At 70.6% G+C, this 20824-nt stretch carries 15 protein-coding genes; 5 read left to right on the top strand and 10 right to left on the bottom strand.

Features of this window, described 5'->3' with window-relative positions:
- Nucleotides 1-95: 95 nt before the first annotated feature.
- A complete protein-coding gene (locus SKC42_RS21125; protein WP_330966219.1) occupies nucleotides 96-3077 on the bottom strand; it encodes a UPF0182 family protein in 2982 nt (993 codons plus the stop codon).
- A gap of 72 nt (nucleotides 3078-3149) precedes the next feature.
- A complete protein-coding gene (locus tag SKC42_RS21120; RefSeq protein WP_330966218.1) occupies nucleotides 3150-4172 on the bottom strand; it encodes a YlbL family protein in 1023 nt (340 codons plus the stop codon).
- Between the two features lie 96 nt (nucleotides 4173-4268).
- Here SKC42_RS21120 and SKC42_RS21115 point away from each other — a divergent pair, with 96 nt between their 5' ends.
- Entirely contained in the window at nucleotides 4269-5606 is a 1338-nt protein-coding gene (locus SKC42_RS21115) for a zinc-dependent metalloprotease (protein ID WP_442932210.1), read from the top strand.
- Between the two features lie 62 nt (nucleotides 5607-5668).
- Nucleotides 5669-6547, top strand: coding sequence for a TOMM precursor leader peptide-binding protein (locus SKC42_RS21110; protein WP_330966216.1), 879 nt, complete (start codon nucleotides 5669-5671; stop codon nucleotides 6545-6547).
- On the opposite strand, the gene SKC42_RS21105 is transcribed toward SKC42_RS21110, so the two are convergent.
- Nucleotides 6544-6717 (bottom strand): hypothetical protein, encoded by a 174-nt coding sequence (locus SKC42_RS21105; protein WP_330966215.1) that lies wholly within the window; start codon nucleotides 6715-6717, stop codon nucleotides 6544-6546. The genes SKC42_RS21110 and SKC42_RS21105 overlap by 4 nt on opposite strands.
- 107 nt (nucleotides 6718-6824) lie before the next feature.
- On the opposite strand from SKC42_RS21105, the gene SKC42_RS21100 reads away from it, so the two are divergent.
- A complete protein-coding gene (locus tag SKC42_RS21100) occupies nucleotides 6825-8168 on the top strand; it encodes a macrolide-binding ATPase MABP-1 (protein ID WP_330966253.1) in 1344 nt (447 codons plus the stop codon).
- Here the strand turns inward: SKC42_RS21100 and SKC42_RS21095 are convergent.
- The 3 genes from SKC42_RS21095 to SKC42_RS21085 all read right to left on the bottom strand — a co-directional run bounded on the left by SKC42_RS21095 (nucleotide 8165) and on the right by SKC42_RS21085 (nucleotide 10993).
- The gene (locus tag SKC42_RS21095; RefSeq protein WP_330966214.1) at nucleotides 8165-8425 is read right to left on the bottom strand and encodes a WhiB family transcriptional regulator; all 261 of its coding nucleotides are present in this window, start codon (nucleotides 8423-8425) and stop codon (nucleotides 8165-8167) included. The genes SKC42_RS21100 and SKC42_RS21095 overlap by 4 nt on opposite strands.
- Before the next feature lie 134 nt (nucleotides 8426-8559).
- On the bottom strand, nucleotides 8560-8718 hold the full coding sequence (locus SKC42_RS21090; protein WP_330966254.1) for a hypothetical protein: 159 nt from the start codon (nucleotides 8716-8718) through the stop codon (nucleotides 8560-8562).
- A gap of 175 nt (nucleotides 8719-8893) precedes the next feature.
- Complete coding sequence (locus tag SKC42_RS21085) at nucleotides 8894-10993, bottom strand: ATP-dependent helicase (RefSeq protein WP_330966252.1); 2100 nt, start codon at nucleotides 10991-10993, stop codon at nucleotides 8894-8896.
- Nucleotides 10994-11133: 140 nt separating this feature from the next.
- On the opposite strand from SKC42_RS21085, the gene mrx1 reads away from it, so the two are divergent.
- Together mrx1 and SKC42_RS21075 are read left to right on the top strand one after the other, a co-directional pair.
- Complete coding sequence (mrx1, locus tag SKC42_RS21080) at nucleotides 11134-11385, top strand: mycoredoxin Mrx1 (protein ID WP_330966213.1); 252 nt, start codon at nucleotides 11134-11136, stop codon at nucleotides 11383-11385.
- A gap of 87 nt (nucleotides 11386-11472) precedes the next feature.
- Entirely contained in the window at nucleotides 11473-12135 is a 663-nt protein-coding gene (locus SKC42_RS21075; protein ID WP_330966212.1) for a sensor domain-containing protein, read from the top strand.
- Nucleotides 12136-12139: 4 nt separating this feature from the next.
- Here the strand turns inward: SKC42_RS21075 and nudC are convergent, their stop codons facing one another.
- From nudC to SKC42_RS21055, 4 genes are all read right to left on the bottom strand, one after another.
- Nucleotides 12140-13069, bottom strand: coding sequence for an NAD(+) diphosphatase (gene nudC / locus SKC42_RS21070; RefSeq protein WP_442932216.1), 930 nt, complete (start codon nucleotides 13067-13069; stop codon nucleotides 12140-12142).
- A gap of 28 nt (nucleotides 13070-13097) precedes the next feature.
- Nucleotides 13098-14123: a potassium channel family protein gene (locus tag SKC42_RS21065; protein ID WP_330966210.1), complete on the bottom strand. Its 1026-nt coding sequence runs from the start codon at nucleotides 14121-14123 to the stop codon at nucleotides 13098-13100.
- A 139-nt stretch (nucleotides 14124-14262) separates the two neighbouring features.
- Nucleotides 14263-17580: an ATP-dependent helicase gene (locus tag SKC42_RS21060; protein ID WP_442932215.1), complete on the bottom strand. Its 3318-nt coding sequence runs from the start codon at nucleotides 17578-17580 to the stop codon at nucleotides 14263-14265.
- Nucleotides 17544-20705 (bottom strand): ATP-dependent DNA helicase, encoded by a 3162-nt coding sequence (locus tag SKC42_RS21055; RefSeq protein WP_330966208.1) that lies wholly within the window; start codon nucleotides 20703-20705, stop codon nucleotides 17544-17546. The genes SKC42_RS21060 and SKC42_RS21055 overlap by 37 nt, the downstream gene beginning before the upstream one ends.
- Nucleotides 20706-20824: the final 119 nt, after the last annotated feature.

The raw sequence follows: 20824 nt of genomic DNA, 5'->3' as shown, positions 1-20824 counted from the left end.
GTCGTTTCCATGGCCGGGTCTTTGTCGTCACGGGGGTGCGCAGAATGCCGGCATTGACGGCGTGTCGGCGTACAAACACGCACGCTCGCGGTGAATTATTTCGTGGCGTTGTACTTGTTGATCGCGTCGTCCAGCCGCTGCAGGGCCGCGCCGTAGGCGGCGAAATCGCCCTTCTTCTGCGCATCTTTCGCCGCGCCGATCGCCGCCTGGACCTCCTGCAGGGCCGCGGCCTTGGCCGGCGACAGCGTCACCGACCCGTCCGGAGCCGGCGGCACCGCCGCCGGCGGCTGCGGCGAACCCGGTGTCCCCGCGGGCGGCGGCGGGCTGGCGGGCTGGTTCGGCGGCACGCCCGCGTCGGTGGGCTGGATGCCCGTCGCGGCCGCCCCGGCACCCGGGCCGAACAGCCCGGTCAGGGCGTCGGACACGGTTGGCCCGTAACCGATCTTGTCGTTGTACATCATCGCCACCCGGATGAGGCGGGGATACGACGAGGCGGCGTCGCTGGCCCCGGGCGAGGCATACACGGGCTCGACGTAGAGCAGCCCACCCTGGCCCACCGGCAGCGTCAGCAGGTTGCCCCACCGGATGCGGTTCTGGTTGTCCCGCCCGATCACGCCGAGGTCCTGCGACACCGCCGGGTCGGTGGTGATCGCGTTGTTGGCGAGCTTCGGCCCGTTGACGTTGCCCGGGATGGTCAGCACGGTGATCTTGCCGTACGTCGCCGGGTCGGAACTGGCGCTGATATAGGCGGCCAGGAAATCGCGCTTGAACCTGTTCATCGCGCTGGTGAGCTGATACGACGGTGAATTGTCGTTTTTCAGAATGTTTTTCGCGACGATGTAGTACGGCGGCTGGTAGCTGCTGGCGGTCGGGTTGGGATCCAGGGGAACGTCCCAAAAGTCCGACGAGGTGAAAAACGTCCCCGGGTCGTTGACGTGGTACTTCGCCAACAGCATCCGCTGCACCTTGAACAGGTCCTCGGGATAGCGCAGGTGCTCGGCGAGCTCGGGCGTGATGTCGCTCTTGGGCTTGACCGTTCCGGGGAAGACCTGCATCCAAGCCTTGAGCACCGGATCCTGCTCGTCCTGCTGGTAGAGCGTGACCGTGCCGTCGTAGGCGTCCACCGTGGCCTTCACCGAATTGCGGATGTAGGACACCTGCTTGTCCGGCTGCAGCCGGTTGAACGCCACCTCGTTGGAGTCGGCGGTCGCCGACTCCAACGAGGTGAGCTCGGAGTACGGGTAGTTGTCCAGCGTCGTGTAGCCGTCGATGATCCACACCAGCCGCTTGTTCACGATCGCCGGGTACACCGCGCTATCGGTCGTCAGCCACGGCGCCACCGCCTCCACCCGGCGCGCCGGGTCGCGGTTGAACAGGATCCTGCTGTTGTTGCCGATCACGCTGGAGAACAAGAAGTTTCGCTCGGCAAACTTGGCGGCGAACACGCTGCGGGACAGCCAGCCGCCGATCGGCACGCCACCGTTGCCGCCGTAGGTATAGCGCTTGGTTTCGGTGTTGGTCTCGTAGTCGTATTCGCGGTCGTCGCCGTTCTTCCCGACGATCGCGTAGTCGGCCGCGGTGTTGGAGATGACCGGGCCGAAGTAGATCCGGGGCTGATCCAGTGGGGCCGGCCCGTCGGAGACGACGGTGCCGTTGGCCCCGACGACGTTGGTCAGGAACTCCGGGTAGCCGCCATTCTGGTTGGGATCGTTGGCGATACCGCGCACCGTGTTGGCCGGTGACGCGATGAACCCGTTGCCGTGCGTGTAGACGGTGTGCCGGTTGATCCAGTCACGCTGGTTCTCGATCAGCCGGTCCGGGTTGAGTTCGCGGGCGGCGACGACGTAATCGCGCAGCGTGTTGTTGCGGTCGCGGTAGCGGTCGATCGACAGCTGGTCTGGGAAATAGTAGAAGTTCTTGCCCTGCTCGAACTGGGTGAACGCCGGGCTGACGATCGTCGGGTCGAGCAAGCGGATGTTGGAGGTCGTGGCGCGGTCGGTCGCGACCTGCTGCGCGTTGGCCGGGGAATCCCCGGTGTAGTTGCGGTAAGTCACTACATCATCGGTCAGCCCGTAGGCCTGCCGTGTCGCGGTGATGCTGCGGCTGATGTACTCACTTTCCTTGCGTTGGGCGTCGGGACGGACGATGAGCTGCTCGACGATCAGCGGCCACCCCGCCCCGACGATCATCGACGACAGCAGCAACAGCACCAGGCCGATGGCCGGAATGCGCAAGTCCCGGAAGGTGACCGCGGAGAACACCGCCACCATGCAGATCAGCGCGATGGCCATCAGGATCAACTTGGCGGGCAGCACCGCGTTGATGTCGGTGTACCCGGCGCCGGTGAACGGCTTGCCGCCCCGCGTGTGGGACAGCAGCTCGTAGCGATCCAGCCAATAGGCGACGGCCTTGAGCAGCACCAGCAGTCCCGCCAGGGTCACCAGCTGGACCCGCGCCGAGCGGCTCAGCGCACCGGTCCGGCCGGACAACCGGATGCCACCGAACAGATAGTGCGCCAACAGATTCGCCAAAAACGCCAGGAACACCGCGACGAACATGTAGCTGAGCAGCAAGCGATAGAACGGGAGCTCGAATGCGTAGAAGCCGAGGTCCTTGCCGAACTGCGGGTCCCGGATCCCGAAGTCGCCGCCGTGCAGGAACAATTGCACCCGCACCCAGTAGCTCTGCCCGATGATTCCGGCCAGCAGGCCGATCGCGACCGGCACCCCGATGCCCACCACCCGCAGCCGGGCCATGACTACCGTGCGGTACCGGGCCACGGGATCGTTGTCGCTACTCGGCACGAACACCGGCCGGGTGCGATAGGCCACCGCCAGCCCGGCGAACACGATTCCGCCGACCAGCAGGCCGGCGATCAGAAACACGAGGATGCGGGTGACCAGGACGGTGGTGAACACCGAGCGGTAGCCGAGCTCCCCGAACCACAACCAGTCGACGTAGCCGTCGACCAGCCGCGGGCCGGCGAGCAGCAACGCGATCACACCCAGTGCGATCAGGATCAGGATCCGGCTACGCCGAGTCAGCTTCGGCATCCTTGCGGCGGGCCGCATTCCCACTGGCTACGCTCCCTGATCGATTCCCGGACGGTGTCAACTGTACGCATCCCGGGACCGCCGTCCCCGTGCAGCTCAGCAGCTCGGCGGCTGCCCGCCCGACGTGATCGCGTGCAGCGCGTCGACCGCCTGGCCGAGCGTCTCCACCTTGACCAGCCGCAAGCCGGACGGGTTGTCCGAGTTCGCCTCGTAGCAGTTCTTCGCCGGAACCAGGAACACCGTGGCGCCGGCAGCATGCGCGGCCGCCATCTTGTGGGTGATGCCGCCGATCTGGCCCACCTTGCCGTCGACGGAGATCGTCCCCGTGCCGGCGACAAACATCGAGCCCGCCAGCTCCCCGGTGGTGAGCTTGTCCACGACCGCCAGACTGAACATCAGTCCCGCCGACGGCCCGCCCACGTTGGCAAGGTTGAAGTCGACCACGAACGGCGCCCACGGGGCGTCGAGCACCGCGACGCCCAGGAATCCGTAGTCGCGGTCCTTGTTGGTGCCGAGGGTGATCTGCGCGACGCCGGCGGGCTCGTTCTTGCGGCGATAGTCGATCGTCACCACGTCACCCGGCTTGGTGCTCTTGAGCAGGCTCGTGAACTGTTCGACGTTGGCCACCGGCTTGCCGTTCACGGCGTCGAGGGCATCGCCGGACCTCAGCTTGCCCGCCGACGGCCCGGGATCGGTGACCGCCGCGACGGTGACGGCGGGCGAGTACTTGAGGTACCCCAGCGCCGCATACTCGGCGCTGTCCTCGGAGTTCTTGAAGTCTTCGTTGTTGGCCTTGTCGACGTCCTCGCGCGACTTGCCGGGCGGGTAGACCAGGTCGCGGGGCACCAGCTGCTCCTGCCCGGATAACCACAGCGTCAACGCCTCACCGAGACTTAGGCCGTCGCGCTGCGACACCGTCGTCATGTTGAGGTGGCCCGTGGTCGGATGGGTCTGGGTGCCCTCGATGGCCACGACCTGCTTGCCGTCCACCTCGCCGAGCGTGTCGAAGGTGGGGCCCGGGCCCAGCGACACAAACGGCACCGTCACCACCGCGAGCAGCACGCCGAACACCACGATCGGCACCAGCGCGACCATCAGGGTCAGAATCCGCCTGTTCACGCCGATTACCCTAACCGGGAGCCGCCGTCACCCGTTCAGCTACGAGCTTGACCGGAGGCCGCACGTTCCGTTCCTGCGGTGAGTACCGTTGACGGTATGCCTGACCAGCCTTTCGGCTTCTCTAGCGGGGAAGACCCCGACAAACGCGGGAAGAACGATCCCGAGTCCGGCGGATCCGGCCCCTTCGGCGCCTTCGGCATGGGCGGCGATTTCGGCATGGGCGACCTGGGCCAGATCTTCACCCAGCTGGGCCAGATGTTCAGCAACCCGGGCACCGTGACCGCCGGCGGGCAATCGTCGGGACCGGTCAACTACGAACTCGCGCGGCGGGTCGCGTCGAGCTCGATCGGGTTCGTTGCGCCGATCCCCGCCTCGACCAACAAGGCGATCGCCGACGCGGTCCACCTCGCCGAGACCTGGCTCGACGGGGCGACGGCCTTGCCTGCGGGCACCACGAAGGCCGTCGGCTGGAGCCCCGGCGACTGGGTGGACAACACCCTGGAAACCTGGAAACGACTGTGCGACCCGATGGCCCAACAGATCTCGACGGTGTGGGAATCCTCGCTGCCGGAGGAGGCCAAGAGCATGGCCGGCCCGCTGCTGGCGATGATGTCGCAGATGGGCGGCATGGCGTTCGGCTCGCAGCTGGGCCAGGCGCTGGGCCGGCTCTCCCGTGAGGTGCTCACCTCGACCGACATCGGCCTGCCGCTAGGTCCCAAGGGAGTCGCCGCGATCCTGCCGGACGCCCTCGAATCGTTCGGCGCCGGGCTCGAACAGCCGCGCAGCGAGATCCTCACCTTCCTGGCCGCCCGTGAGGCGGCGCACCACCGCCTGTTCAGTCACGTGCCGTGGCTCGCCAGTCAGCTGCTGGGCGCGGTTGAGTCCTACGCCATGGGCATGAAGATCGATATGAGCGGCATAGAGCAGCTGGCCCGCGACTTCAACCCCGCGTCGCTGTCCGACCCGGCGGCGATCGAAAACCTCTTGGGCCAAGGTGTTTTCGAACCTAAAGCAACCCCGGCGCAGACGCAGGCGCTGGAACGGCTCGAGACGCTGCTCGCCCTGATCGAGGGCTGGGTGCAGGTGGTCGTGACGGCCGCCCTGGGTGACCGGATTCCGGGTGCCGCCGCGCTGAGCGAGACGCTGCGCCGCCGCCGGGCCAGCGGTGGGCCGGCCGAGCAGACCTTCGCCACGCTGGTCGGTCTCGAGCTGCGGCCCCGTAAGATGCGTGAGGCCGCCGCGTTGTGGGAGCGGTTGACCCAGGCCGTCGGCGTGGACGGCCGCGACGCCGTCTGGCAGCACCCCGATCTCCTGCCGTCCGCCGACGACCTCGACGAGCCCGCCGGCTTCATCGACCGCGTGATCGGCGGGGACACCAGCGGCATCGACGAGGCGATCGCGAAGCTCGAGGAAGAGGGCGACACCGACCGCTAAGCTTCCGCCGCCTGTGGATGAAGGGCGGGGCGGTCGCCCCCGGGGTGGCACAGTGTCGGTTCATGTCGCCGGTCGCGGTCTCCCGATACGCGCTGGATCCGGCGTTGCCGGTGCTGCTGCGACCCGACGGCGCAGTTCAGGTCGGCTGGGACCCCCGTCGTGCCGTGCTGGTTCGCCCACCAAGCGGCCTGGGCGCCGCCGAGCTCGCCACCTTGCTGCAGTCCCTGCGGTCGCCGACGCCGATCGCGGAGCTGCAACGGCACGCCGCCGACCGCGGGCTGCGGGACGCCGCCGGCCTGACCAACCTCGTCGACCAACTCGTCGGCGCCGGGGTGGTGACCGAATGCGGGCGGCCGCGCGGCCGCGCGGCATCGATTCGGGTCCACGGCCGCGGCCCGTTGTCCGAACTGCTCACCGACGCGCTGCGCTGCTCTGGGGCGCGCGTCGCGCACAGCAGCCAGCCCCACGCCGGGGTGTCCCCGGCCGCCGTCGACCTGGTGGTGTTGTCCGACTACCTGGTCGCCGACCCCCGCCTGGTGCGCGAGCTGCACGGCCAGGGCGTGGCGCACCTGCCGGTCCGGGTCCGCGACGGCACCGGGCTGGTCGGCCCGCTGGTCATTCCCGGCGTGACGAGCTGCCTCGGTTGCGCGGACCTGCACCGCCGCGACCGCGACGCCGCCTGGCCGGCCATCTCGGCGCAGCTGCGCGAGACCATCGGGGTGGCCGATCGCGCGACGGTGCTGGCGACCGCGGCGTTGGCGCTCAGTCAGGTGAATCGCGTGATCGCGGCCGTGCGGGGCCAGGAGACGGTCCGGGACCCGGGCCCCCCTCAGACGCTGAACACCACTTTGGAATTCGACCTCAACGCCGGCGCGATCGTCGCGCGGCGATGGACCCCGCACCCGCTGTGCGCATGCTGTCGGATGCCGCCGGGGGTTTAGCCCAGGCGCCCCGGCTCGGGCACGCTCGTCGCCACCGACGCATAAGCCCGCGAGAGCTCCTCGAGAACCGCCGCCGTCAACGTGCCGTCCTTCCGGTTCTTGTCGAGCGTCTCGATGATCGCCCGGAACAGCGAGTCCGCGGCCTCGTGCTGCGATTGCTTTGCTGACATGGCTTTGTCGGTACCGCCCTTCCGATGCGCGATTCGGTGTGCCGTGGGCCCGACCGGGTGCCGGGTTCGACTGTTGCGAAGATCAATACCACGGCCCGGTGACCGTCGTGGATGATGGTTGTGTGGCAGACATCAAACGCGGCCGTGCTGCGCGCAACGCGAAGCTGGCCAGCATCCCGGTCGGCATGGCCGGCCGGGCGGCCCTGGGCTTCGGCAAACGCCTGACCGGCAAGTCGAAGGACGAGGTGCAGGCCGAGCTGCTCGAAAAGGCCGCCAACCAACTGTTCACCGTGCTGGGTGAGCTCAAGGGCGGGGCGATGAAGGTGGGCCAGGCCCTGTCGGTCATGGAAGCCGCAATTCCCGAAGAGTACGGCGAGCCGTACCGCGAAGCGCTGACCAAGCTGCAGAAAGACGCACCGCCGCTGCCCGCCAACCGGGTGCACCGGGTGCTCGACGCCCAGCTGGGCACCAAGTGGCGCGAGCGCTTCGCGTCGTTCGACGACACCCCGGTGGCCTCGGCCAGCATCGGGCAGGTGCACAAGGCGGTCTGGTCCGATGGCCGCGACGTGGCCGTCAAGATCCAATACCCGGGCGCCGACGAGGCGCTGCGGGCCGACCTGAAGACCATGCAGCGGATGGTCGGGGTGCTCAAGCAGCTGTCGCCCGGCGCCGACGTCCAGGGCGTCGTCGACGAGCTCATCGAACGCACCGAGATGGAACTCGACTACCGGCTCGAGGCCGACAACCAGCGCGCGTTCGCCAAGGGCTACCAAGACCACCCGCACTTCGCCGTGCCCCGCATCGTGGCCAGCGCGCCCAAGGTGGTGATCCAAGAGTGGATCGACGGCATCCACATGGCCGACATCATCCGCAACGGCACCCCCGAGCAGCGCGACCTGATCGGCACCCGGCTCACCGAGCTCACCTTCGACGCACCCCGCCGGGTCGGCATGATGCATGGGGACGCCCACCCGGGGAACTTCATGCTGCTGCCCGACGGGCGGATGGGCGTCATCGACTTCGGCGCTGTGGCGCCCCTGCCCGACGGCTTCCCCATCGAACTGGGCCTCATCATGCGCTCGGCCCGGGACAAAGACTATGACGTGCTGTTGCCGACGATGGAAAAGGTCGGCTTCATCCAGAAGGGCCAGCAGGTGTCGGTGCGCGACATCGACGAGATGCTGCGCCAATACGTGGAGCCCATCGAGGTCGACGTCTTCCACTACACGCGCAAGTGGCTGCAGAAGATGACGGTGAGTCAGATCGACCGGTCCGTCTCGCAAATCAAGACGGCGCGGCAAATGGACCTGCCAGCGAAGCTCGCCATTCCGATGCGGGTCATCTCGTCGGTCGCCGCGATCCTGTGCCAGCTCGACGCGCACGTGCCGATCAAGGCGCTGTCGGAGCAGCTGATCCCCGGGTTCGCCGACCCCGACACCGCCGCCGGCTAAGCCGCCACCCCGTCCTTGCGGGGACGCCCGCGGGGACGCTTGAAACCCACGACCGCTCCCCTGTCGAAGATCTCGCCGCCCCACACCCCCCACGGTTCGGCCCGCTCGACGGCCGCAGCCAGGCATTGGCGCCGGACCGGGCAGCCCACGCACAGCGCCTTGGCCCGCTCGAGGTCGGCCGGGGTTTCGGCGAACCACAGGTCCGGGTCGCCAGCGTGACACGGCAAGGACTGTCTTCGAACGGTCGGTGCCGTCATGTCTTGCTCACCTGCTTCCTGATCGGGTTGACCTTTTGCGGTGATCCGGACCAGGGAGGCTAACGAAGACTATGGCCACGGATCCTTGACTTCGGGTCCGTGGCCATTCGGTGAAACCGGGGCGTGGGTGGGGCCTAGGTGTGACCCCGATCCACGGACGCGTCAGTCGCGGCGGCGAGACGGTGCTTGACCGCTGCCGCCGGCACGGCGGAGTGGGCGGCATGGGAGGCACGCGCGGTCGGTACCGCGCCGGCCACGCCCGCGACAAACACGTCGTCGATCATCGTGGCCACCCCCTCTCCTAGCGACTGCCGGTCGGGTTAGAGGGTAGACGGTGTGCGGCCGGGGCCACAACCGATTTTCTGACCAGCGTGTTTCGGCCGGCCACCGGCCGTCGAGCGTGGGCCCTGCGTACGCCGCACCCATCGGATTTCGCCATAGACCCCACGCTCGGCGTGGACCGCGTCATCAGCGGCCGCGGACCAGCCGAAGGACGTCCGGCCCGTACTGTTCGAGCTTGCGCGCGCCGATGCCGGGGATCGCGACCAGCGCCTTTTCGTCGGAGGGCAGCAGCTCGGCGATCGCGACCAGGGTGTTGTCGGTGAAGACGACATACGCCGGCACCTTCTGCTCCTTGGCCACGTCCAGCCGCCAGGCCTTGAGCCGCAGCAAGAGGTCCTCGTCGATATCGGCGGCACAGGTCTCGCAGCGGCGCAGCATGACGGCGGCCGGCGTGGTCAGGTCCTTGTTGCAGATCCGGCAGCGCGTCGGGGTGCCGCGATTCCGCCGGGACTTGCCCGAGGGGGAATCAGCGCGCGTCTGCGGCGCGATGCCGTTGAGGAAGCGCGACGGCTTGCGGCCCTGCCGGCCGCCCGCGTTTCGGGCCAGGGCCCAGCTGAGCGCCAGATGCATCCGCGCCCGCGTGATGCCGACGTAGAGCAGCCGGCGCTCCTCCTCGACCGCCTCGCTGTCCGCACCGTGCGCCAACGCGTGCGAGATGGGCAGCGTGCCGTCGGCCAGCCCAACCAGGAACACCGCGTCCCACTCGAGCCCCTTGGCGGCGTGCAGCGAAGCCAGCGTCACACCCTGGACGACGGGTGGGTGCCGAGCGTCGGCGCGCAGCCGGAGCTCGGCGAGCAGCCCGGGCAGGTCGAGCTGCGGGCGCTGCGCCACCTCGTCGTCGACCAGCTCCGCCAGCGCGGTCAGCGCCTCCCAGCGATCCCGCGCCTTGGTGCCGGTGGGCGGCTCCGCCGTCAGCCCCAGCGGTTCCAGCACGGCGCGCACGACCTCGGGCACGGGTGCGCCCGGGCCCTGTTCCGGGTCCCGCTCGGCCGCCCGCCGCAGCGCCAGCAACGCCTGCTTGATCTCCTGCCGGTTGAAGAAGCCTTCGCCGCCGCGAACCTGGTAGGCGATGCCGGCCTCGGTCAGTGCCTCTTCGTAGATCTCCGACTGCGCGTTGACCCGGTACAGCACGGCGATCTCGGAGGCCGGGGTGCCCGACTCGACCAGCCGGGAGATCGCCGCCGCGACCGCGGCGGCCTCGGCGGCCTCATCGGGGTGCTCGTGAAACGACGGGGCCGGGCCCGGCTCCCGCTGCCCGACAAGGTGCAGCTTGCTGCCGGCGACGCGGCCGCGGGCCGCGGCGATCACCTGGTTGGCCAGGGACACCACCTGCGGCGTGGACCGGTAGTCGCGCTCGAGCCGCACCACCGTCGCGTCGGGAAATCGGCGGGAGAAGTCCAGCAGGAACCGGGGCGAGGCCCCGGTGAACGAGTAGATGGTCTGGTTGGCGTCGCCAACAACGGTCAGGTCGTCCCGGTCGCCGAGCCACGCCGCCAGCACCCGCTGCTGCAGCGGCGTGACGTCCTGGTACTCGTCGACGACGAAGCAGCGGTAGCGGTCGCGGAACTCGTCGGCCACGGCCGGGTCGTTCTCGATCGCCGCCGCGGTGTGCAACAGCAGGTCGTCGAAGTCCAGCAGGGTGACGCCGTCCCCGCGGGCCTTGAGGGCCTCGTAGGCGGTGTAGACACCGGCGATCCGCGCGGCGTCCAGCGGGGTGTCCCGACCGGCGCCGGCGACGGCGGCCGGATACTCCTCGGGACTGATGAGCGACGCCTTGGCCCACTCGATCTCGCCGGCGAGGTCGCGCACGTCGTCGGTGCTGGCATTCAGCTTGGCGCGGTTGGCCGCACGGGCCACCACGGCGAACTTGCTGTCGAGCAGTTGCCACCCGGTGTCGCCGACGACCCGCGGCCAGAAGTACCGCAGCTGGCGGTGGGCGGCCGCGTGAAAGGTCAGGGCCTGCACCGCACCGACCCCGGCGCCGGCGTCCAGGGCGCGCAGGCGGCTGCGCATCTCCCCGGCCGCGCGCTGGGTGAACGTGACCGCGAGGACCTGCCCGGCGGCGACGTGACCACCCGCCACGAGCTGAGCGATGCGGTGCGTGATCGTGCGGGTCTTGCCCGTTCCGGCGCCGGCGAGCACGCATACCGGTCCGCGGGGGGCGAGCACGGCCTCGCGCTGCTCGTCGTCCAGCCCGGCGGTCAAGGGGTCGGCGACCATCGGCATGGCGTCCATCTTGGCAGTGATCGCCGACAAACCGCGGCCCCGCCCGGCGCGCGTCGGCGAGTTGCCGGCGCGTCGCGGTTCGCCGCGCGGGTGACGACCTCGGCATGGAATGCGTCGGCGGCGGACTACGTTAACGGGGCATGACCAACGCTGCACTCACGGTGTACACGACGTCCTGGTGTGGGTACTGCCACCGGCTCATGACGGCGCTCAAGTCCAACGGCATCGCCTACAACACGGTGGACATCGAGCACGACACCGCCGCAGCCGATTTCGTCAGCTCGGTCAACGGGGGCAACCGGACGGTTCCCACGGTGAAGTTCGCCGACGGGTCGGCGCTCACCAATCCCAGCCTTGCGCAGGTCAAAGCCAAACTGGCGGAGGTCGGCTGACGGTTCACGACGCGGCCTGCCGGCCGCGGGATGGGCGGGGCGAAACTCGCTCGGCGGCAAAGCGTCCTGACAGCTTACGATAACGGCATGGCGTGGCGTCGGCTGCCCTGGAGCCGCAATGACGTGATCCGGTCGGCCGGCGGCCTGTGCTGCGCGGTCGCTCTGCTGGCGGCCTGCTCCCATTCGACCACCCCGGCCGCGCCGGGCAAGGCGCCGGCGTCCGGAGTCGACAACATGATCGTCAGCGTCCAAGACGTGCGGCGCATCGCCGACGCGGACAGTCTCGCGCCGCACCCGGAGGCGGATCTGCACAAGCCGCCGCCCGCGGACGCCGCCGCGCCGGGGCCATGCCGGGCAATCGGCCAAAACGCCGCCACATTCGGTAGCAGCTGGTCGGAGTTCCGCAGTGCCGGCTACCACGGGATCACCGACGACATCGAGCCGGGCGGCAACTCGAAGATCAACGGCGTGACGCAGGCGGTCGGCCGCTATCCGAACACCGACGCGGCGCTCGGCGCCTTCCGGCAGCTGGAAACGGCCATCCAGGCCTGCGACAACCTGCACGACCCCAATTACCAGTTCAACCTGGACAAGCCAAATCCTTCGACCCTGCGGATCACCGCTTATCAATGGACCCACCTGTACGTCACCAAGTCGGCGGTCATGGTCTCCGTGGGGGTGGTGGGACTGCAGTCGGCGGACCAGATCGCGAACACCATCATGCGGATGGTCACCGACCGCATCAGCTAACGGCTCAGCCGGCCGCGGCCCAGGATTCGATGATCACGCGCGCAATCGAAATGGACCCAGGCAGCAGCAGTTTCGACTCCGACGAGCTGCTCCAATCGCCGGCCTCTAGCGCGGCGAGGACCTCGTCGCGGGTGAACCAGTGCGCCTCGGTGATCTCCCCGTCGTTGAACGAGAAGTCCTCGGCCGGGTCGCCGATGGCGTGGAAACCGACCATGAGCGAGCGGGGGAACGGCCAGGGTTGGCTGCCCAGGTAGCGCACGTCGTGGACGGCAAGGCCGATTTCCTCGCGGATTTCCCGGGCAACGCAGACCTCGAACGACTCGCCGGCCTCGACGAAGCCGGCCAATAGCGAGAACATCCGCTCGGGCCACACCGCCTGACGGGCCAGGACGGCGCGGTCGCCGCCGTCGTGCACCAGGCAGATCACCGCCGGGTCGATTCGGGGGAACTCCTCGTGGCCGGTGACCGGGTTGACCCGCGACCAGCCCGCCCGGGCCGGCCTGGTGGGTGAGCCGTCCACCGAGCTGAACCGCGACCTGTCGTGCCAGTTCAGTAGCGCGATCGCCGATGACACCAGCTGGCTGCTGGTGTCATCGAAGATCGGGCCGAGGCTGCGGAGGTTGACCACCTCGGCCTGCACGCCCGGATCCTCCGGCGCCTGCAGCGCGCCCCGGACGGCCCACACGTGCCGGCCGTCCTCGATGCGACCGAGAAACACCGCATCCGGCGGCGGCTTGTCGGCCAGACCGACCGCCGAGCCGAGTACCACGCGGCCGTCGGCGACCAGCACCTGATTGCGCGAATCCACCCGCAACAGTGCCGCCTCCGCCCAACCGGCGGTGGCCGCGTCGACGTCGGTACGCAGTTGGTCCGCCCGGTCCGCGCCGACGCGCGACAGCAATGGAACCTCGCGGAGCTGAAAGTCCACGATCAGATCTGCCCCGCCGCGCTCGCGATCGCCACTAATGCCCCGCCGTCTTGATGTACAGCAACCGGTCGGTCGCCTCGATGGCGTCCACCTCCGGCGCGCCGATGCGTAGCAGGTGGCCGTCGCGGACCACGCCGAGCACGATGTCACGCAAATGGCGGGGAGAGCCGCCGATCTCGGCCTGCTCCACCTCCCGCTCGGCGATGGCCAGCCCGAAGTCGGGGGTCAGCAGGTCCTCGATCATCTCGACCACGCTGGGCGTGCTGGTGGCCAGGCCGAGCAGCCGGCCGGCCGTCTCGGAGGAAACGACCACCGAGTCCGCGCCCGACTGCTGGAGCAGGTGCTGGTTCTCGGCCTCCCGGATCGACGCCACGATCTTGGCTTTCGGCGCGATCTCGCGGGCCGTCAACGTCACCAGCACCGCCGTGTCGTCGCGGTTGGTGGCGACGACGATCGAGGCCGCATGCTGCGCCCCGGCCAGCCGGAGCACGTCGAACTTGGTGGCATCGCCGTGGACGGTGACCAGCCCGGCGGCGGCTGCATTCTCGAGGGCGCTCCGGTCGGTGTCGACGACGACGACCTCGCCCTGAGCGGCATCGTCACCGAGGATGGCGGCGACCGCCGTCTTGCCCTTCGTGCCGTAGCCGATCACGATCGTGTGGTTGCGCACTTTGCTCCTCCAACGCTGAATCTTCCACGCCTGCCGGGACCGCTCCGAGAGCACCTCGAGGGTCGTACCGACCAGCACGGCCAGGAACGCGATCCGCAGCGGCGTGAAAATCACCGTGTGTGTCAACCGCGCGGTTTCGGTGTACGGAGTGATGTCGCCGTAGCCGGTGGTCGACAACGACACCGCCGCGAAATACACGCAATCGAGGAATGTCAGCCGCTCGCCCCGAACGTCGCGATAGCCGTTGCGATCCAGGTAGACGATGACCGCGGCGGCGAACAAAAACACCAGGGCGATGGCAACCCGGCGAGCGATGACGCGAAACGGGCTGGCGTGCTCTTCCGGGATGCGCACGACACCGACCAGCTGGTGGCCGGGCTGGGCGGCCATCGTTTGATTCAGCTCCGCGAGTTTGCGCGATCTACCGTTGCCCACGTCGGCCCGTCATCGGCTTAACCGCAGTGGCGGAGACACGCACGTGTCAAATGTAACCACTCTCACGGGACCGGCAGCACCTGGGCGGCACAGGTCACACGCCGGCGGGCCCGTTGCCGGCCCCGTCCGCCAGGAGTTGGGCCAGTTCCGCTTGACCCGGCAGTTCCTCCGGGGCAACCGTCGTGCGGGTTCGCACGTAGTAGAAGGCGGTGCGCACCGCCGATGCGGGAATCCCGGACATCGCGGCCCACGCCATGCGGTAGACGGCGAGCTGGACGGCGGCGTGCCGCACGGCCTCGGCTCCGCGCGGGGGCTCGCCGGTCTTCCAGTCCACCACAGTGAAGCCCCCGTCGGGGTCGGCGAACACGGCGTCGATGCGGCCGCGCACCACCCGATCGCCGATCGCCATCTCGAACGGCACCTCGACCGCGGCCGGAGTCCTTGCCGCCCAGGGCGATTCGGTGAATGCCGCCTGTAACGCCGCGAGTCCTGTCAGCTCGCCGACCTCGGAGTCCGCCGCGCCGGGGAGGTCGCCGAGGTCGAACAGCCACTCGGCGCCGTAGAACTGTTGCACCCAAGCGTGGAAGGCATTGCCCAGCTGCGCGTGCGGGTCGGGACGTGTCGGCAGCCGGTACAACAACCGCTGCGTGGCGGCCGCGGGGTCGCGGGCCAGGTCGACCAGGCCGCTCACCGACACTTGCCCGGGCAGGCTGTGCACGCGCGGCGCGGCCGACCGTGCCCGCTCCGCCAGCAGCGCGTCGACGTCGGCGGTCCAGCCGTCGACATCCCCGGCGGCCCCGGCGTCGCCTGCCGACATCGCCTGGGTCACCAGCACCGCGCCGCGCTCAACGGCACCGCGACGCGCAGCCAGCGGGTCTGCCGGCCAGACCGCTTCGACCACATTGTCCCGCAGCGGGTTCGACTCCCCATCCGCAGGGGCAGGGGCCCATTGCTCGACCACTCCGCACGGCTCGCCGTCCGCAGCCGACTGGTCGATGACGCTTTTGAGCTCGCACAGGAAGTCCGACGGCCCGCGCGGCTTGGCGCCGCTGCCACCCCAATGGTGGCCCGACACCAGCAGGGTGTCCTCCGCCCGCGTGATGGCGACATAGAGCAGCCGGCGTTCCTCGTCGACCCGGCGCTGGTCCAGCTGGCCGCGGTGCTCGGCGATCTTGTCCGACAACTGTTTTCGATTCGTCACCGCGGAGGTGTCCAACACCGGAATGCCGAGCGCACCCGCCGAGGCGCGGTCGCCGCGCAACAAGGGCGGCAGCTCGCCGGGATCGGTGAGCCAGCTGCCGCGCGACGCGGTGGACGGGAACACGCCGCCCGACAGGTGTGCGACCGCCACCACCTGCCACTCCAGGCCCTTGGCCGAGTGCACGGTGAGCACCTGCACCCGATCCCGGGCCACGACCGCCGGCGCGGGAGGCAAGCCGTTCTCGACGGCCTCCGCGGCGTCAAGGTAGGCCAGCAGGCCAGCCACCGACGCATCGGTCCCGGCGACGCCCGCCCGCTCGGCGTAGCCGGCGACGACGTCGGCGAACGCCTCGAGGTGCTCGGCTCCGCTCCACCCGGCGGCGACCCCCGCCGCGGCCCGCGCCTCGCAGTCGACGCCCAGCACGCGACGCACCTCGGCAACCAGGTCGGGTAGCGAATGCCCGAGGTGGGCGCGCAACGCGGTCAACTCAACGGCGAGCGCTGCGATGCGCTGGTACCCGGCGGGCGAATACGCGTCGGCGCCGCCCGGATCGCTGATCGCGTCGGCCAAACACACCACATCGGCATCGGGGCCCGCCGCGATCGCGATCGCCTCGGGCGACGCCGCGTCATCGGGGCCACGTCGCCCACCGAGTGTCTGCGCGCGATGCCACAGTGCGGCGACGTCCCGGCCGCCCAGGCGCCACCGCGGTCCGGTGATCACCCGCATCGCCGCCGCGCCCGCCGTCGGCTCGGCGACCAGCCGCAGCATGGCCACGACGTCGGCGACCTCGGGGATGGACAGCAGCCCGGCCAGCCCCACCACTTCGACCGGCACGCCGCGGGCGGCGAGTGCGGCGGCGACTGGCGCCGCGTCGGCGTTGCGGCGCACCAGAACCGCGGCGGTGGGTGGGCTGACCCCGTCGGCGCGGGCCCGCTCGTACTCGCGCTGCAGATGATCAGCGATCCAGTCCCGCTCGGCCTGGATATCCGGCAGCAGCGCGCATCGGACGGTGCCGGGCGGCGCGTCCGGGCGGGCGCGCAGGGCATGCACGGCGACCGAACGGCGCCGCGCCTCCGCCGAGATGGCGTTGGCCACGTGCAGCGTGCTCGGGGGATTACGCCAGCTGGTCCGCAACTCCAGGATCGGCGCGGGGGTGCCGTCGGACTTCGGGAAGTCGGTGGCAAACCGGGGCAGATTGGTCGCCGAGGCGCCACGCCAGCCGTAGATCGACTGGATGGGGTCCCCGACGGCCGTCAGCGCCAGCCCGTCGTCAATGCCCCTACCGAAGAGGGCGGACAGCGCGATGCGCTGGGCATGCCCGGTGTCCTGGTACTCGTCGAGCAGGACCACCCGGTAGCGGTTGCGCAGCTCCTCCCCCACCTGCGGAAAGGCCCCCGCCAGTCGCGCCGCGGACGCCATCTGGGCGCCGAAGTCCATCACCTTGGCGGCGTGCATGCGTTCCCGCAGCGCGTCGAGGAGCGGCACGAACTCGGCCCGCTCGGTCTGGGTGGCCAGCAGCCGCAGCAGCCATTGACTTGGGCCCCGGTCGCGCTGATAGGGGCCGGCCGGCAGCGCGTGCACCAACCGCTCGAGCTCACCGTGGGTGTCGCGCAGCTGGCCCGTGTCCACCAGGTGCTCGGCCAGCGCTCCCCACAATCGCAGCACCAGCGCGGTGACCGCGGCGGGCGACTTGTCGGTGCGCAGTTCCCCGCTGTAGCCGTTGACCACGTCGAAAGCCAGTTGCCACAACTCGGTTTCGCTGAGCAGCCGGGTGTCGGGCTCGACCGGCAGCAGCAGGCCGTGGTCGCGCAGCAGCGAACCGGCGAAGGCGTGGTACGTGCTGACCACCGGCGCTCCGGCCGTATCCGCCACCACCGCGCCGGCGCCCGTCAGGCCGATGCCCGCCAAGCGGGCCAGCCGGGACCGCACGCGGCGCAACAGCTGACCGGCCGCCTTGCGGGTGAACGTCAACCCCAGCACCTGGCCGGGTTCTGCGTACCCGTTGGCGACGAGCCACACCACCCGCGCGGCCATCGTCTCCGTCTTGCCGGCGCCGGCCCCCGCGATGACGACCAGCGGTCCCGGCGGCGCGGCGATGACGGCGGCCTGCTCGGCCGTGGGCGCGAAAAGCCCAAGCGCGTCGGCCAATTCGGCCGGCGTGTAGCGCGGTTTCACAGCGGTCCCCTGTCCTCGGTGTGGGCCGGGCAAGACGGCCGGATCGGGCAGTGCGTGCACCCGTCGTTACGGCGCGCGACGAACTGCGGGCCCACAGTCGCGTCGGCCGCCGCCCCGACGCGGTTGCGCCACTCGTCGCGGCCGGCCGCGGTCAGCGGATCCTGCTGGCGCTCGGTGGCGCCCGCCGCGCCTCTCTTGCCGACGTAGACCAGCCGCGCCCCACCTGGCTCGCCATCGCGGGACTCGCCCGGCACCAGACCCTCGGCCACCGCCAGCTGATACATGGCCAACTGGGCGTGTCGCTGGGCGTCGTCCTTGCTGACCGGCGTCTTGCCCGTCTTGATGTCGACGATCACCAGCCGGCCCGCCGCGTCACGCTCCAGTCGGTCGACCCGGCCGCGAAGCCGGACCTCGCCGCCGCCGTCGCGGACGCTCGCCAGCGTCCCATCGATGTCGACCTCGACCCCAACCTCGGTCAGCTCGCCCCGGGTCTGGCGCCGCCACTCGACGAAGGCCTCGATCATTGCGCGGTGACGGGCCAACTCGTTGACCGAGTGCCATTGGGCGTCGAACGGCAGGTGCTTCCAGGCCCGCTCCAGTCCGGCCAGCAACTCGGCATCCGCCCTGTCGGTTTCGGCGACCAGCGCGTGCACCACCGAGCCGACCGTGGACCGCAGGTCCCGCGCGTCGGTGCCGCCGTGCCGCTCGGCCAGCCAACGCAGCGGGCAGTCGTCGAGGGTCTGCAGGCTCGACGGGGTGAGCGTCACGGGGTCTTGCGGGGACCTCAGAGGTTCGTTGGTGCTCACCGTGACCAGGCCCTGCCAGCCGGCCGGGTCGGCGCCCGGCACACCGGCCTTGGCTAATCGCGCCAATTGCGTCGCGGCGCAGCGGCGGGCGTCGTCGGCCACCGCCCCATCGGGGGCAGTAACGACGCCGCGCAACCGACCCACGACCGCCGCCGCCGACAGCACCCGGGGGGCCGAGACGGGCTCCGGCAAGCCCTGGGCGTGCTCGGCCAGTTGCGCGAGCTCGTGGAAGAAGGGCGATGGGAGCGCCGACTCCCCGTCGGCGCCGACGGCGTCGCCGTCCACCGCCGTCACCACCAGCCGGCGGCAGGCCCGGCCCATGGCCGCCACCAGCAGTCTGCGTTCCTCGGCCAGCAGCGGGGCCCGGACCGACGCATCGTCGGTGACGCCGTCCAGCACGTCGAGCAGCCGCTGGGTGCGCAGCACGCCACCGCGCGGGACGGTGTTGGGCCAGAGGCCTTCCTGCAGGCCGGCGATAACTACCACGTCCCATTCGTGCCCGAGCGCGGCGTGCGCGCTGAGCACCCGCACCTGCTCGGCCACGTTCACCGGTTCGGGGTTGCCGCTCGGCAGCCGGAGCGCCGAGACGTGTTCGACCAGGCCCCGCAGCGACGCGCCGGGCGTGCGGGACACGTAGTCGTCGGTGACGTCGAACAGTGCGGTGACCGCCTCGAGATCCCTGGCGGCCTGGGCGCCCGCCGGACCGCCCCGCTCGGCGGCCGACAGCCAGCGGCGTTGCAGCCCGGAGCGCTGCCACGCGTTCCACAGGGTGTTGCGCGGATCTCCCCCCACGGCGGGCGCGCCCGGGTCGGCGACGTGGCCGGCTGCAGCCGCGTCGAGCACCGCCCGCACCCGCTGCAGCGCGCGGGCCTGGGCACCCACGGGTGCCCGGTCGCCGGTCAGCGCCTCGACCAGCAGGCCGCCGAAGTCGCCGGGTGAACGATCGGGGTTGGCGCGCTGCAGGGTTCGGCGCAGCTGCCGCAGGGAAATCGGGTCGACCCGGCCGATCGGTCCGGTCAGCAACGCCAGCGCCCGGTCACCATCCAATCCGTGGACGGTGGCCGCCAGGACCGTCAACAGCGCCCGGGCCGCCGGCTCGGCCGACAGCGCTCCCCCGGCGGCCGGCGCCGCCACCGGGACACCCGCGGCGGCCAGGGCGCGGGGCAGCCGGGCGGCGGAGCGCGGCACCGAGCGGACGAGCACCGCCATCCGTGACCAGGGCACGCCGTCGACCAGGTGGGCGCGACGCAGCGTGTCGGCGATTATCGTCGCCTCCGCATGGGCCGACGCGGCGAGGCGCACGGCGACGGACCCGTCGTCATCGCCGGTGCCCTCGATCCGCTTGCCACCGCTGCCGCCGGGCAGCCGCCGGGCGACGGCGGTCACGGCGCGCGCCACCGCCGGGGCGCAGCGGTGCGAGACCGTCAGCGTCACCGACGGGGAATCGTCGGCGAGCAGTCCGCTCAGCTCCCCACCCCGGAAACCGAACACCGCCTGATTGGGATCGCCGGCCACCAGCGCGAGGTCGGCGCCCGCCGCGAGCACCCTGACCAGCCGGGCCGCCTGTGGGTCGAGTTGTTGCGCGTCGTCGACCAGCAAAACCCGGACCCGGGCGCGCTCGGCGACCAGTAACTCCGGATCGGCCGCGAACGCTTCCAGCGCGGCGCCGACGAGCTCGGCGGCACCGAGCGCCGGCGTCGTCGCCTCCGGCGCCGCCGTCCCGACCGCCGCCCGCAGCAGCATCACCTGCTCGTACTGGCGCGCGAACTGGCCGGCCGCGACCCATTCCGCGCGCCGGCAACGCCGGCCCAGCCGCTCGAGCGCCTGCGGGTCCACCCCGCGTTCGGCGCAGCGGGCCAACAGGTTGCGCAGTTCAGTGGCGAACCCGGCGGTGCTCAGGGCCGGGCGCAGATGCGCGGGCCAGGCGACCGCGGCCCGCGGTCCGTCTTCGAGGTCGCCGGCCAGCAGCTCCCGGATGATGGCGTCCTGTTCGGCGCTGGTGACCAACCGCGGCGGTGCATCGCCGCCCCGCTGGGCGGCACGCCGCAAGACCGCGTACGCGTAGCTGTGCACGGTGCGTACCAGCGGCTCGCGGACGGCGCTCCGCACCGATCCGGCGTCGCTCGCCCGCAGCAGCGCCGTCGTCAAGGCGGTGCGCTGCCGCGTCCCGATGCGGCCCGACCCGGTAAGCAGCAGAACCGATTCCGGCGCGGCCCCGGCTCGGATGCGGACGACCGCCGCCTCGACCAGCAGGCTGCTCTTCCCGGTGCCGGGGCCGCCCAGCACCCGCACCAACCCGCGCGCGCCGGGCGCCAGGAGGGTGGCCGGCCCGTCGTCCCAGGTGTATGACATGGGCTGCATGCAACCACCGGGGTATGACAAGTCGACCCGGGATGCGCCGATCCCGGCGGATCCTAGGGTGGAGGGTGCACGTCGTTATTGCGTCGTGATTCAGCGGCCGATCCAAGGCC

Origin of the sequence: Mycobacterium sp. 050134 (assembly GCF_036409085.1) — a bacterium.
Lineage (GTDB): Bacteria > Actinomycetota > Actinomycetes > Mycobacteriales > Mycobacteriaceae > Mycobacterium.
Note: the sequence above shows the minus strand (reverse complement) of the source record. Positions and strands in the feature narration are given on the sequence as shown.